Annotated in this window: 14 protein-coding genes; 12 read left to right on the forward strand and 2 right to left on the reverse strand. The window is 31.9% G+C overall.

What is annotated here, in order from left to right; genetic code table 11:
• Positions 1–89: 89 nt before the first annotated feature.
• The 6 genes from DPN68_RS02175 to rpe all read left to right on the forward strand — a co-directional run bounded on the left by DPN68_RS02175 (position 90) and on the right by rpe (position 9,219).
• Positions 90–2,258 carry a polyribonucleotide nucleotidyltransferase gene (locus tag DPN68_RS02175; RefSeq protein ID WP_113987956.1) on the forward strand — a complete coding sequence of 723 codons (2,169 nt, stop codon included), beginning with the start codon at positions 90–92 and terminating at the stop codon, positions 2,256–2,258.
• Between the two features lie 156 nt (positions 2,259–2,414).
• Positions 2,415–3,278: a sigma-70 family RNA polymerase sigma factor gene (locus DPN68_RS02180; RefSeq protein ID WP_045967558.1), complete on the forward strand. Its 864-nt coding sequence runs from the start codon at positions 2,415–2,417 to the stop codon at positions 3,276–3,278.
• A 222-nt stretch (positions 3,279–3,500) separates the two neighbouring features.
• Positions 3,501–6,332 (forward strand): TonB-dependent receptor, encoded by a 2,832-nt coding sequence (locus DPN68_RS02185; protein ID WP_113987957.1) that lies wholly within the window; start codon positions 3,501–3,503, stop codon positions 6,330–6,332.
• Between the two features lie 79 nt (positions 6,333–6,411).
• Positions 6,412–7,359, forward strand: coding sequence for a metallophosphoesterase (locus DPN68_RS02190; RefSeq protein WP_113987958.1), 948 nt, complete (start codon positions 6,412–6,414; stop codon positions 7,357–7,359).
• Positions 7,359–8,408: a phytase gene (locus tag DPN68_RS02195; RefSeq protein ID WP_113987959.1), complete on the forward strand. Its 1,050-nt coding sequence runs from the start codon at positions 7,359–7,361 to the stop codon at positions 8,406–8,408. The genes DPN68_RS02190 and DPN68_RS02195 overlap by 1 nt, the downstream gene beginning before the upstream one ends.
• A 151-nt stretch (positions 8,409–8,559) precedes the next feature.
• On the forward strand, positions 8,560–9,219 hold the full coding sequence (rpe, locus tag DPN68_RS02200; RefSeq protein ID WP_113987960.1) for a ribulose-phosphate 3-epimerase: 660 nt from the start codon (positions 8,560–8,562) through the stop codon (positions 9,217–9,219).
• A gap of 45 nt (positions 9,220–9,264) precedes the next feature.
• On the opposite strand, the gene DPN68_RS02205 is transcribed toward rpe, so the two are convergent.
• A complete protein-coding gene (locus DPN68_RS02205) occupies positions 9,265–9,684 on the reverse strand; it encodes a CBS domain-containing protein (RefSeq protein ID WP_113987961.1) in 420 nt (139 codons plus the stop codon).
• A 98-nt stretch (positions 9,685–9,782) separates the two neighbouring features.
• The gene (locus tag DPN68_RS02210; RefSeq protein ID WP_113987962.1) at positions 9,783–10,535 is read right to left on the reverse strand and encodes a zinc-dependent peptidase; all 753 of its coding nucleotides are present in this window, start codon (positions 10,533–10,535) and stop codon (positions 9,783–9,785) included.
• Positions 10,536–10,705: 170 nt separating this feature from the next.
• Here DPN68_RS02210 and DPN68_RS02215 point away from each other — a divergent pair, with 170 nt between their 5' ends.
• The 6 genes from DPN68_RS02215 (at position 10,706) to DPN68_RS02240 (ending at position 14,323) form a co-directional block, all read left to right on the forward strand.
• The gene (locus DPN68_RS02215) at positions 10,706–11,545 is read left to right on the forward strand and encodes a thioredoxin family protein (RefSeq protein WP_113987963.1); all 840 of its coding nucleotides are present in this window, start codon (positions 10,706–10,708) and stop codon (positions 11,543–11,545) included.
• 202 nt (positions 11,546–11,747) lie between these two features.
• The gene (locus tag DPN68_RS02220) at positions 11,748–13,121 is read left to right on the forward strand and encodes a phage integrase SAM-like domain-containing protein (RefSeq protein ID WP_113987964.1); all 1,374 of its coding nucleotides are present in this window, start codon (positions 11,748–11,750) and stop codon (positions 13,119–13,121) included.
• Between the two features lie 29 nt (positions 13,122–13,150).
• On the forward strand, positions 13,151–13,441 hold the full coding sequence (locus DPN68_RS02225) for a hypothetical protein (RefSeq protein ID WP_113987965.1): 291 nt from the start codon (positions 13,151–13,153) through the stop codon (positions 13,439–13,441).
• The gene (locus DPN68_RS02230; protein WP_113987966.1) at positions 13,386–13,715 is read left to right on the forward strand and encodes a hypothetical protein; all 330 of its coding nucleotides are present in this window, start codon (positions 13,386–13,388) and stop codon (positions 13,713–13,715) included. Before DPN68_RS02225 ends, DPN68_RS02230 begins: the two co-directional genes overlap by 56 nt.
• A 67-nt stretch (positions 13,716–13,782) precedes the next feature.
• Complete coding sequence (locus DPN68_RS02235) at positions 13,783–14,052, forward strand: helix-turn-helix domain-containing protein (protein ID WP_113987967.1); 270 nt, start codon at positions 13,783–13,785, stop codon at positions 14,050–14,052.
• A gap of 4 nt (positions 14,053–14,056) precedes the next feature.
• On the forward strand, positions 14,057–14,323 hold the full coding sequence (locus DPN68_RS02240) for a hypothetical protein (protein WP_113987968.1): 267 nt from the start codon (positions 14,057–14,059) through the stop codon (positions 14,321–14,323).
• Positions 14,324–14,325 lie beyond the last annotated feature (2 nt).

Here is a 14,325-nt window from a genome sequence, read left to right on the forward strand (position 1 = left end):
ACAGAAAAAGTTTGGTTTTTCATTGGGTTACAAGCAACTACACAACAACAACACAACGACCCTTTGTTTAATTTAGAATTAAAAAATTTATGATTCCAAAAGTATTCCAAGAAGTTATCGATTTAGGTGACGGAAGAAGCATCACAATCGAAACTGGAAAATTAGCCAAACAAGCAGATGGATCTGTTGTTGTTCGTATGGGCGATGCCATGTTATTAGCAACAGCAGTTTCTGCAAGAACATCAAATCCTGGTGTTGATTTTCTACCTTTAACAGTAGATTATCGCGAAAAATTTGCAGCAGCAGGTCGTTTTCCTGGAGGTTTCTTCAAAAGAGAAGCACGTCCAAGCGACAGCGAAGTATTAACCATGCGATTAGTTGACCGTGTATTGCGTCCGCTTTTCCCAGACGATTACCATGCTGAAACACAAGTAATGATTCAATTAATGAGTCATGACGAAAACGTAATGCCAGATGCATTAGCTGGTTTAGCTACATCAGCTGCGTTAGCTGTTTCAGACATTCCTTTTTATAACTTAATTTCTGAAGTTCGTGTTGCACGTATCGATGGAAAATTTGTTATCAATCCAAGTAGAGAAGAATTAGCAAAATCAGACATTGATATGATGATTGGAGCTTCTATGGATTCTGTAGCTATGGTTGAAGGAGAAATGAAAGAAATTTCAGAAGCTGAAATGGTAGAAGCTATCAAATTTGCTCACGAAGCTATCAAAGTTCAAATTCAAGCGCAATTGCGTTTACAAGAAGCTTTTGGTAAAAAAGAAATTCGTACTTACGAAGGTGAAATTGAAGATGAAGCAGTTTATGCAAAAGTAAAAGCCTTTGCTTACGATAAAATCTATGCAATTGCTAAAGTTGGTTCTGCAAAACACGAAAGAAGTGCAGCATTTGCTGAAGTTAAAGAAGAAGTTAAAGCTTTATTTACTGAAGAAGAATACGCTGAAAATTCAGATTTATCTGGATTAGTTTCTAAATATTTTTACAAAACAAACAAAGAAGCTGTTCGTAATGTAATTTTAGAATTAGGCATTCGTTTAGACGGAAGAAAAACAACAGAAATCAGACCAATTTGGTGTGAAATTGATTATTTGCCTTCTGTTCATGGTTCTGCTTTATTTACTCGTGGAGAAACACAAGCTTTAGCTACAGTAACTTTAGGAACTTCAAGAGAAGCTAACCAAATTGACTCTCCATCAGAACAAGGTGAAGAGAAATTCTACTTACACTATAACTTCCCTCCTTTTTCAACTGGTGAAGCAAAACCGCTAAGAGGAACTTCAAGAAGAGAAGTTGGTCACGGAAATTTAGCACAACGTGCTTTAAAAAATATGATTCCAGAAGAATGTCCCTATACCATTCGTATTGTTTCTGAAGTATTAGAATCAAATGGTTCTTCTTCAATGGCAACCGTTTGTGCTGGAACAATGGCATTAATGGATGCTGGAGTTCAAATGGTAAAACCAGTTTCTGGTATTGCTATGGGATTAATTACAGACGGTCAAAAATTTGCTGTATTGTCTGATATTTTAGGTGATGAAGATCATTTAGGAGATATGGACTTTAAAGTAACAGGAACTGCTGACGGTATTACAGCTTGTCAAATGGACATCAAGATTGATGGTTTACGTTATGATATTATGGAGCAAGCTTTAAACCAAGCTCGTGACGGTCGTTTGCATATTTTAGGAAAACTAACTGAAACGATTGCAACGCCAAGAGCAGATGTTAAAAAACATGCGCCAAAAATCATTACAAGAACAATTCCTGGAGCATTCATTGGAGCTTTAATTGGTCCTGGTGGAAAAGTAATTCAAGAATTACAAAAAGCTACTGGAACAACTATTGTAATCAACGAAGTAGACGAACAAGGTGTTGTTGAAATTTTAGGAACAAACCCAGATGGAATTGCAGCTGTTTTAGCTAAAATTGACTCTTTAATGTTCAAACCTCAAATGGGTGAGTCTTACGAAGTAAAAGTAATCAAAATGTTAGATTTTGGAGCTGTTGTTGAATACACACAAGCGCCAGGAAATGAAGTTTTATTACACGTTTCAGAATTAGCTTGGGAAAGAACTGAAAACGTAGCTGACGTAGTTAAGATGGGAGATGTATTTATGGTAAAACATTTAGGTGTTGATCCTAAAACACGTAAAGAAAAAGTGTCTAAAAAAGCACTTATACCAAGACCTCCTAGAGAAGAGAAAAAAATCGAGAAAAACGATAAGCCACAAGGTTAATTTGTAATAGAATTAATTCACAAAAAACCCCATTTCATTCATTTGATTTGGGGTTTTTGAGTTTTATAAAAATATTTTTTAAACTTTTGTAACTTTTTCAAAAGCCCATACGTATAACTATCAGAAACTTTTAAAAGAGTAAGGAGAAAAAAATCAATGAGACAGCTTAAAATTACCAAGCAGGTAACCAATCGTGAAACTGCTTCCTTAGACAAATACCTACAAGAAATTGGAAAAGTTGATCTAATTACTGCTGATGAAGAAGTAGAGTTAGCACAACGAATCAAAGCTGGTGACCAACGTGCTTTAGAAAAACTAACAAAAGCTAACTTACGTTTCGTAGTATCTGTAGCTAAACAATACCAAAACCAAGGATTAACATTACCGGATTTAATTAACGAAGGAAACTTAGGTTTAATTAAAGCGGCTCAACGTTTTGATGAAACTCGTGGTTTTAAATTCATTTCGTATGCCGTTTGGTGGATTCGTCAATCGATTTTACAAGCTTTGGCTGAACAATCTCGTATTGTACGTTTACCATTGAACAAAATTGGTTCTATCAACAAAATCAACAAAATGTATGCGTTATTAGAGCAATCTAGCGAGCGCGCACCTTCTGCTGAAGAAATTGCAAAAGAACTAGACATGACTGTGAATGATGTAAAAGAGTCAATGAAAAACTCTGGTCGTCATTTATCAATGGATGCACCACTTGTTGAAGGTGAAGATTCTAACTTATACGACGTTTTACGTTCAGGGGAATCTCCAAATCCAGATAGAGAATTGATTCACGAATCATTGCAAACGGAAATTGAAAGAGCCCTAGAAACGCTAACTCCTAGAGAAGCTGATGTGGTTCGTTTGTATTTTGGTTTAGGTGACCAACATCCAATGACTTTGGAAGAAATTGGAGAAACTTTCGATTTAACTCGTGAGCGTGTGCGTCAGATTAAAGAAAAAGCTATTCGTAGATTGAAACATACTTCTAGAAGTAAGATTTTAAAAACATATTTGGGATAATTTCCAAAACATCATGAGTTTGTTAATTTGACGAACTTATTACATTACTAAAAAGCATAAAACCTCTGATATTATCATGGGTTTTATGCTTTTTTATTAACATTTCATTAATACTAATTATAATTCAATAACATAAAATACAAAATTTAATAATTTACAGCTAACAGGTAAAAAAAGTTAATCACTTAATATTGCGGTGTAAAAAACTAAATCCAAAAGTAAATGAAAAATTTTTTATTGTTAATTGTTATGTTAACTTTTAACTTGTTCGCTACTGCTCAAAAGACGACGGGTATTATATCAGGAAAAATTACTGATTCCGAAACAAACTTTTCTCTTCCTGGAGCCACAATTAGATTAGAAGGTGGAAACAAATACACTTACTCTAATCAAAATGGTGAATTTGAATTTTTAAACATCCCTGAAGGCAACTACCAAGTTGAAATTACTTACATTGGTTATGAAAAACAAACTCAAGAAGTAAAAGTTGAAGCAGGAAAAAACACAAATATCACATTTGCGTTAACGACAACCACTAATGAACTTGAAACTGTAGTAGTTATTGGAGACCGTTTAAGAGGGCAAGCAAAAGCAATCAACAAACAAAAAAGCAATCAAAACATAACTAACGTTATTTCATCAGACCAAACAGGACGTTTTCCTGATGCAAATATTGGAGATGCATTGAAGAGAGTTCAAGGTATCACAATGCAGAATGACCAAGGTGAAGCAAGAAATATAATAATAAGAGGTCTAGCTCCTAACTTAAACTCTGTCACTTTAAATGGAGACAGAATTCCATCTGCCGAAGGAGATAATAGAAATGTTCAAATGGATTTAATTCCAGCTGATATGATTTCAACAATTGAAGTAAATAAAACTTTAACTTCAGATATGGATGCAGATGCAATTGGAGGATCTGTGAATTTAATAACAAGAGCAACGCCAAATGGTGAAAGAATTTCCGCTACACTCGCTGGTGGATACGGACCTATAAGAGAAAAAGGAAATTACACAGCTGGTTTTGTATACGGAAATCGATATTTAGACAACAAGTTAGGAGTTGTTTTTAGTGCTTCTTACTTTAATAATGTTTTTGGATCCGACAATGTAGAAGCAGTTTGGGTTAAAGATGATTTTGAAAATGTTTATATCGAAGAATACGATATTAGAAAATATGATGTACAAAGAGTTCGAAATTCATTTGCCTTTGCTACAGATTACAAATTTAATAATAACAATAGCATTTACTTAAATGCAATGTATAATCTTAGAGATGATAGAGAGAATCGTTATCGTGCAAGATATAGAGGTATAGACCCTATTTATGATGCAAATGATGAGATTATTGGATTTGAAGGAGACGTAAGAAGACAAACTAAAGGTGGTATTGATAATAATAAAAACAAAAAAACACGTTTAGAAAGACAAATAGTTCAAAACTATTCTATTGGAGGTGAGCATTTACTTAGTTCAAAATTAGATATGGATTGGTCAATAAACTATGCACAAGCTAGTGAAGATCGACCAAATGAGCGTTACATTGAGTTTCAAAATAGAGGTCTTGATTTTGACATGAATTTAAACAATACAAGATTTCCATTAATAACTGGAATAGGAGATAATTCAGCAGAAGACTTTGAATTTAGAACATTATCCGAAAACAATGATTATACTGAAGAAAGTGAATTGGGTGCTAAAATTAATTTTAGAGTTCCTTTTTCAATTATTGAAAATCAAAAAGGTAGAATTCGTTTTGGGGCAAGATTAAGAATAAAAGATAAATTTAGAAACAATAAATTTTTCGAATATGAGCCAATTGTAGATTTTGGAAATCTTAATACGTTACAAACTTCATTTTATGGTGGAGAAAATTGGCAAGCAGGTTCTCAATATGTACCAGGAACTTTCGCAAGTAATTCTTTTTTAGGCAACTTAGATCTTAATAACGCAGCACTTTTTAATAAAGAGGATATTCCATCTGAATATTTAGCATTAAATTACAAAGCAAAAGAAAATATTTATGCTGGATATGTAAGATTTGATCAGGATTTTAATGATAAACTTTCTATGATTGCAGGTTTAAGATTAGAAAATACTTTTATTGATTACACAGCTAATTATATTGAAGATGAAGAAGACTTGGTAGGAGAAATAAATAACACGAACTCTTACACTAATGTTTTACCTAGTATTGCATTTAAATACAATAGTGAAAAAGATTGGGTATATAGAGCTGCATTTACTACATCTATAGCAAGACCAAATTACTATGCCTTATCTCCATTCTTAAGTGTTATTCCTGATGATGATTCTGCAATTGATGCTGGTAATCCAAACTTAAAAGCTACTTATGCATACAATTTTGATTTAATGTTAGAAAAATATTATAAATCAGTTGGTTTATTATCTGGTGGTGTGTTTTATAAAAAATTGAATGACTTCATTTACACTTACCGTGACAATCAATATACAAATGCAAAGTTTAGTCAAGATTTCCCTAACTTAGTGAATCCAATACCTGCAGTGAATCCAGGTAACTGGTCTTTAACACAAGAACGAAATGGAGAAAATGTTAGTGTATATGGATTTGAAGTTGCGGTGCAAAGACAACTAGATTTTATACCTGGAAAATTCTTTAAAGGATTAGGTGTATACTTAAATTATACTTTTACAGATTCTGAAGCAAAAGGAATTACAAATGCAGATGGAGAAGAAAGAAAAGATGTAACTTTACCAGGAACAGCTCCTCACATGTTTAACAGTTCGCTTTCGTGGGAAAATAAAAAATTCTCTGCTCGTATTTCATTAAATTATGCTGCAGACTATTTAGATGAACTTGGTGGTGATTCTTTTGATGATAGATTTTATGACAAACAAACTTTTATAGACGCAAATGCATCCTATAAATTCACCTCTAAATTAAGAGTGTTTGCCGAAGCAAATAATTTAACAAACCAACCTTTACGCTATTATCAAGGGGTTGCGGCAAGAACAATGCAAATGGAGTATTATCAAGCTCGCTTTAATCTTGGATTAAAATTTGATTTTTAATTTATAACTAATTTTTAATAAATTCGACAAGCTTAAAAGTTTGTCGAATTTATATTTATATAAAAAATAATTTTCAATCATGAAACATTTCATATACCTATTTGTACTATTACTAAACATACAAATTACAAATGCACAAAAAAACTCTCAAAAAACACTAAAGGACAGTGAAAACTTTATTGTCTTAGGTGATTTTGGAAGGTTTGGAGAATACAACCAAAAAGAAGTTGCAAACCAAATGGCTAAAACCGCTATTGAAATAGATTTAGATTTTGTAGTTTCAGTTGGAGATAATTTTTATCCATACGGAGTCCAAAGCACTCAAGATCCGCATTTTGAAAAATCATTTGAGAATGTATATCATCATTTTGATTTGCAATGTGATTGGTATTTAGGATTAGGAAATCACGATTATTCAGGAAATATACAAGCGCAAATTGACTATTCTAATGTTAGTAGAAGATGGCACATGCCGAGTCAATATTTTGAACAAATAATTGAATTAAAAGGAGGGAAAAAAATACAGTTAATTTTTATTGATACAAATCCTTTTATAAAGAGTTATTATGAAAATAATGACGAAAAAGGACAAAACGTAAAAAAACAAGACACTATAGCCCAAAAGAAATGGCTTATAGAAACTTTAAGTAAAAAAGACGAAGCTATAACATGGAAGATAGTTGTAGGACATCATCCTATGTATTCAGGTGGAAAAAGACTTAAAAGTCAAGATACTAAAGACATAGAAAACTTGTTAACACCGATATTTAATGAATTTAAAGTAGACGCCTATTTGTGTGGACATGAACACGATTTGCAAATCATTAAATCGAAAAATTGTTACACTACTCAATTTCTATCAGGAGCTGGAAGTGAAGTTAGACCAACAGGGAACAGAGAAGGTACAATTTATGCCATTTCAATTCCAGGATTTATGACTTTTTCTGTAAACACAGAAAAAATGTTAGTTCATCTGATTAATGAATCAGGAACTGTTTTATACGCACATGAAATTAATAAAAAATAATGAATAAATTAAAAGTAGTTCTATTTTCAATAGTTATTTTAGTTAGCTGTAAAGATAAATTAGCACCAATAGCTAAAAATGCCATACAACCAAAAATAATTACTGAAAAAACACCGCACGATACTGATGATCCCGCTATTTGGATTCATCCAACTAATGCTTCAAATAGTTTAATTATTGGAACTGACAAAGATTCTAACGGTGGTCTTTATTTGTATGATTTAAACGGTAAAATCATAAAGAAATCGATTCCATTAAAAAGACCAAACAATGTAGATGTCGCTTATAAATTAAAAGTAGGTAACACAACTCTTGATATTGCTGTAACTACGGAAAGAGAAACAAATAAAATCAGGATATTTTCTTTACCAAACTTAGAACCAATTGACAATGGTGGAATTGAAGTATTTGAAGGAGAAACAGAAAGAAACCCTATGGGAATTGCCCTTTATACTAGACCTTCTGATGGTGAAATATTTGCAATAGTAGGAAGAAAAAATGGCCCATCTGGAAGTTATTTATGGCAATACCAATTGGAATCTAAAAACGGAGTGGTACAAGCAAAAATCATTAGGAAGTTTGGAAATTATAGTGGTAAAAAAGAAATAGAAGCAATAGCTGTAGATAATGAATTAGGATTTGTTTATTATTCAGACGAACAAATAGGAATTCGTAAGTATTTTGCTGACCCTTCAAAGAATGACAATAATGAAATAGCAATTTTTGGACAAAATGATTTCAAATCCGACAACGAGGGAATAGCTATTTATAAAAAAACTGAATCTACTGGATATATTTTAGTTTCCAACCAACAAGCCAATACGTTTGTTGTATATACTAGAGAAGAAAATTCAAACCAAAAAAACAAACATATAAAAATTGCAGAAATACCAGTATCTACAATTGAATGCGATGGAGCCGATGCTACATCTATAAATCTTAATAAAGATTTTTCAAAAGGAATGTTAGTTGCTATGAGCAATGGAATGACCTTTCATTATTATGATTGGAACTTAATCCAAAAAGAAATAGACAAGCAGAAAGACTAATTTAGATGAATATTTAGAATAAAACCTCCAATAATATTGGAGGTTTTGGTTTTTACACTAGCAGCCCAACTTTTATCCCGAAGTTTCGAGAGTTAAATTTTTAAACTTTTAAACTAAAAACTATCTTTGTGCCAACAACACACTTAACACAATGAAAAATACTTTAATTGCTCCTTCGGTTTTAGCAGCAGATTTTGCCAATTTACAACGCGAAATTGAAATGATTAATACTAGTGAAGCCGATTGGTTTCATATTGATATTATGGATGGCGTTTTTGTTCCAAATATTTCCTTTGGAATGCCTGTTTTAGATGCCATTAACAAACACGCTAAAAAAACAATCGATGTACATTTAATGATTGTTGATCCTGACCGATATATCGCAACATTCAAAAAATTAGGAGCTGATATTTTAACCGTTCATTATGAAGCTTGCACGCATTTACACCGAACACTTCAAGCGATTAAAGCAGAAGGCATGAAAGCTGGAGTTGCTTTGAATCCACATACCAATGTTGATTTATTGGAAGATGTGATTCAAGATATTGATTTGGTTTGTATTATGAGTGTGAATCCTGGTTTTGGTGGACAATCTTTTATAGAAAATACGTATTCCAAAGTTGAAAAACTGAAAGCATTAATCAACAGAAAAAACGCTTCAACTCTAATTGAAATTGATGGTGGCGTTACGAATAAAAATGCAAAACAATTGGTTGATGCTGGCGCTGATGTTTTGGTAGCAGGAAGTTATGTTTTTGGAGCAGAAAATCCAATTGCCACAATTGCTGATTTAAAAGCGATTACGAAATAATATTAAAAAGAAATCCTGACAGGCTTCAAAAACCTGTCAGATTTATTAATACTGCTCAATCAAATATTTAATCAAATCGGTTGTAGTTACAATACCAACTAGCAAATCGCCTTCGCAAACCGGTAAAGCATGAAATTCCTTTTTAGATAAAATTTCGGCTGCTTCTTTTATTGTGGTCTCTGGCGTAATAGAAACTAGTTTTTTTGCCATTACTTGTTCTACAGTAAACATATTATAAACCGTTGTATCTACAATATCTTCGTCTTCATCAACGGCATCCGCAAAAGAAATACGAAGTAAATCGGTATAACTTAGCATGCCCAAAATTTTATTGCTACTAACCACAGGAATGTGTCTGATTTTGTGTTTCTTGAACAACATCTCCGCCTTGGTCAAATCATCAGATAAATTTAATTTCACTACATTTTTAGTCATTATAGTAGCAACAGTCACTTTATTTTTCATACTCTTTTTGTTTAATTTATTGATATACACAAAGTTAACAATAAAAAAAAGAATAAAAATGTGCTAAATCATAGGATATGAAGTTATTTTTTTGTATTTTATATGACTTCGTTAAAATTAATCATAATCTTAACTTGTTCAAATAATTCGGGAAACTCTAACTTGAATTGTTTTGGGGTTTCAAAGAAATGTTCTAAAATAACGGCAATAAACTCATATTGATTGGTATAAGCATAAATTCGAAAGTAATCGGAATCAATCAAACGTTTATAGTTAGCCGGACGTTTAATTTGTTCCATAATATCATCATAAGCGGCTGCAAAAATGGTGGATGACGTATCTGTTTTTCGTAAACCTTCAAAATGAATGACATGGGCGAATTCGTGTAAACCTAAATTCAAATTATCATTGCTAATGGCGTAACCTTCCATAAAATGTTTCCAAGAAAATGCTATAGCCCGCATTCTCGGATTAAATTCTCCTTTGTGGTAATTATCGTTAGCACTAGAGTAATAAATATCTGGAAAAATAATTACTTTATCTATCAAAGTAAATAAATAATTTCGCATACCAAAAGTAAGCATAATAGCTGTTGCGGCAATTAAAACGCGCATTTGATCAGTTACTACTAAACCTTCTCTTCCGTGAAATTCGTAGCGTTCAATGAAAGTAGCCACGCGATGTTCGAAATACTTTTTTTCTTTGAGTGATAATTTTTGGTAGAAATCAAATTCGGTATGTAAAATTTGCAACTGAGGCAAAGTCAAATGTTTTGGAAACAAATAAAAATGAACGTAAATAGGCTTTCGAAACACAAAGGCATAAAGCGGTTCTACAATTACATGATACATAAAGAAAAGTAGAAAAACGAGACCGAAAAAAATTAAAAAATATTCCAATGGTAAGCCGATTTTGAGACGTTACGAAAATACATATTTGTAAGTCAATTATCTCGAAAAAAATATACTTTTTTGCTTTTGGACTGGTTTTTGTGTATTTTTAAAAAATAAAGCCAAAATTCATGAAAAATCTATTCCCCTTTTTATTCTTCACTTTTAGTTTGTTTTCTTTTGGACAAGAAATCCAATTTGAAAAAACCTTGCAACAAGCCTTTGCCAAAGCCAAACAACAAAACAAATCGGTTTTTATAGAATATTACAGTCCGAGTTGTCCCGTTTGTAAAAAAGTAGCTGTTGTGATGAAAGATCCAAAAGTAGCCGATTATTACAATAAGAATTTTGTAAATTATGCTTTAAATATTGACAACGGCATGACTAAAGAAGAAGAAAACTTCATGAAAACTTCTGGTTTGCATTTGGACGGTGTTCCCGTTTTTTTGTTTTTCGATGCCAATAAAAACTATCTCCATCATTCTAGTGTAAAAGCCGATGCGAATACCCTTATGGAAATAGGAAGAGTAAGTTTACAGCCCAATTTAAGAAACGCTGCATTAGCAGAAAAATACCAAAAAGGCGACCGAACCATCAAAACTTTATATGCTTATGCCGATTTGTTACTAACCTACCAAGATTTTGAAAAACAAAAAGAAGTAGCAGATGCTTTATATGACGTTTTTCCAAAAGCAGATTTGAGTACCCAAAAAAGTTATATTGTTTTGAAAAATGTTGTGAATTCTATTGAAAACGGATTTTTCTTGCATTGGATAAGAAATTTAAACGACTTAAAAGGTTTAGAAACAGGAACCAAAGCCGGAACAGAAAAAGAAGTTTTAGAACGTATTTTACTAAAAGAATTAAGCAAACCCGAACGAAAATCTTGGCCAAAAGCAAAGAAAGATGCCGTTAAGAAAATGATAGTTGATTTAGGATTAACTAAGAATCCTGAAATATATTTTGAATAGAAATAGTGACCGCGAAGGGAACTGAACCCGTGTATTTCAATATAATCAAAAAATCTCTTAAATGTATTGTTATCAAAGGAATTATAAAAAATGCAATTTGCATAAATTCGCTAAAATTCACACAAATACACCAAATGTTTAGTAAATGTTTAGTAAGTTGTTTTTTTTAATTATATTTGAGTGTTCAAAATAACTACTCAAAATGGCAACTATTAAATTTTTAATTCAAAGCAAAAGCGAAAGTTCAAATATTTATATTCGCTTATCGGTCGGACGCAATCAAATATTATACAGAAAAACGGGATTTTTAATAAATTCAAATGATTGGAAACCCGAAGAAACAAAAAAAGCGATTACTATAAAAAACGCTTCAAAGAAAAAAACCACCACAAAGAACACCCAAATACAGGGAACACCAAAACAAGGTAAACAGGAACTCAAAACCTTAAAATTTACTTTGGATAAATTAAGTGCTGAAATTGAAAACGCTTTTAATGTTTCAGTTAGTCAAGGCGAAACAATTACAGGCGATTGGTTACAGGAGCAAATTGATATTTTCAATAATAAAAAACAGGTTATTGAATTGGACGTTCTTACAAACTACATACAAAAGTACATTGATGAAGCACCGTACAAACAGAATCAAAAAAAAGAAACGGGATTGAGTAACGGACGTGTGCAAAATTTAAAGCTATTTAAAAACACGATTTTAAGATATGAAGCCGAAACCAACAAAGGCAAAAGTATTTTAATTAAAGACATTAATTTGCAGTTTGTTGAAAAATACAAAATTTGGTTATTCAATCAAAAGTATTCTGTTAACTATGTAGGCAAAAATATTGATAACCTTAAAACTATCTGTTTTGACGCTTTTAAAAATGATATTGAAACCTCAACCCAATTAAAGAACATTAAAAGTATTTCAGAGAGTAAAGCACCTGAAGAAATTATAACATTATCCGAAGCCGAACAGGAAAAAATTAAAAAAGCTGAATTATTCCGTGAAGCATTAATAAACGCCCGTAAATGGTTGTTGCTTGGTTGCTTAATTGGGCAACGTGGAGGCGATTTGCTGAATATTACAGGGAAAAACATAAAAGAGGTTAACGGAATGAAAATAATTGAATTAAAGCAACGAAAAACAGGCAAATTGGTTGCTATTCCTTTACTACCTGAAGCACTTGAAATAATCGAAAGCGGTTTGCCTTATAAAATATCTTTGGCTCGATTTAACGAATACATTAAAGACGTTTGCGAAATTGCTGAAATAAACGAACCCGTTACAGCAAAGATAAAAGTAACAAGCCGAAACCCTTTGAAAGTTGAAACAAAGCCAAAGTATAAATTCATTACTTCACACGTTTGCCGTCGCTCGTTTGCAACTAACTTTTACGGACGCATACCAACACCCGTGTTAATGAATGTCACGGGACACGGAACAGAAAGAATTTTTCTACATTATATTGGAAACACAACTTATGATAATGCTTATCAAATGTTGGAGTATTTCAGTAAATTAGCACCGAAAGACAAAACACCTCAATTGGAGGTTATACATAACACAGGCACAAAATAAAACTTTATTCAATTTACACAGGCAAAAAAATGAATAATAATAACTTATTAGATAGTATTAAAATTGATATTCTTACTATTCTGAAAACAAATGATTTTATTTTAATTAAAGAAATTTTAGAAAGGAATTACAATAGCTTATCAAATGAAAGTTTAAATACTTTTTTTGACTTTATTGAACTCAATTTAATTCAAGAAATCGAAGAAAAACAAATATCAATTAAAACATTTGTTAAACAGCATAATGCATATCCTTTAAATCAACTTGCTGAAAGACAAAAAAGAAAATTTAAAAGTAACTATTCAACCCGAAGCAATTGATTTAAGTGATACCACGGCAACAGAAAAAATAATTTATTTACATAAACTCGGAGTTATTGACTTTTTAATAAAACAACAACCATTTCAAAGTTCAACCAATAGTTTAGCAACTGTTTTAAGTGCTGTTACTGGAGCGAAAAGCGGAACTATTCAACCAATGTTAAACGCGATGTTAGGCAAAAATGTTGAACAAAAAAATAATCCTTTGAACTCTGTAAAGCCAGTAAATAAAGTAACTAAATACCTTATTGATATTGGTTTTGAATCTAAATGAAACGATTTAGGGAAACCCTAAAAAAACCCTAATATCTATTTGTACTTCACTTTTAAAATGAAGTACAATGAGTAACACAAACATTTTTTTAAACGGCATTACTTTACAGGAGTTAGCCGAAGCACTTGCACCCCTATTGCAACAAAAAGAAGTTGCACAGGTTGAGCCGTCAAACGATTTACTTACACGTGATGAGGTTTGCAAACTACTAAATTTTAACAAAACAAGCCTTTGGAAACACACACGTAGCGGTCGATTAAAATCGTACGGCATAGGCAACCGCGTTTTGTATAAAAAAAGCGAAGTTTTAGAAGCTGTTAAACCTATTAATCATTAAGATTATGAGTACACAGGCAAACAGCAGAGAAAAGCAATTAAAAGCAGTTTATAACGCTTTTTATGAGTACCCTAAAACAATGAAAGAAGTTGACGCTGAAACAAATGTAATGCGTGAAAACATTTGTCGTTATGTTTCAGAATTAAGAAATGAAAACAGAATTGCATTAGTAGGTTACAGAAAGTGCAAAATTACAGGCAACTCAAAAGTTGGTACTTATACAACCAATCCCGATTTGTTTCCACAGTCGAACCAATTAAAAATGTTTTAAGC

This window comes from Flavobacterium tibetense, assembly GCF_003293845.1.
In the GTDB taxonomy this organism is placed as follows: Bacteria; Bacteroidota; Bacteroidia; order Flavobacteriales; family Flavobacteriaceae; genus Flavobacterium; species Flavobacterium tibetense.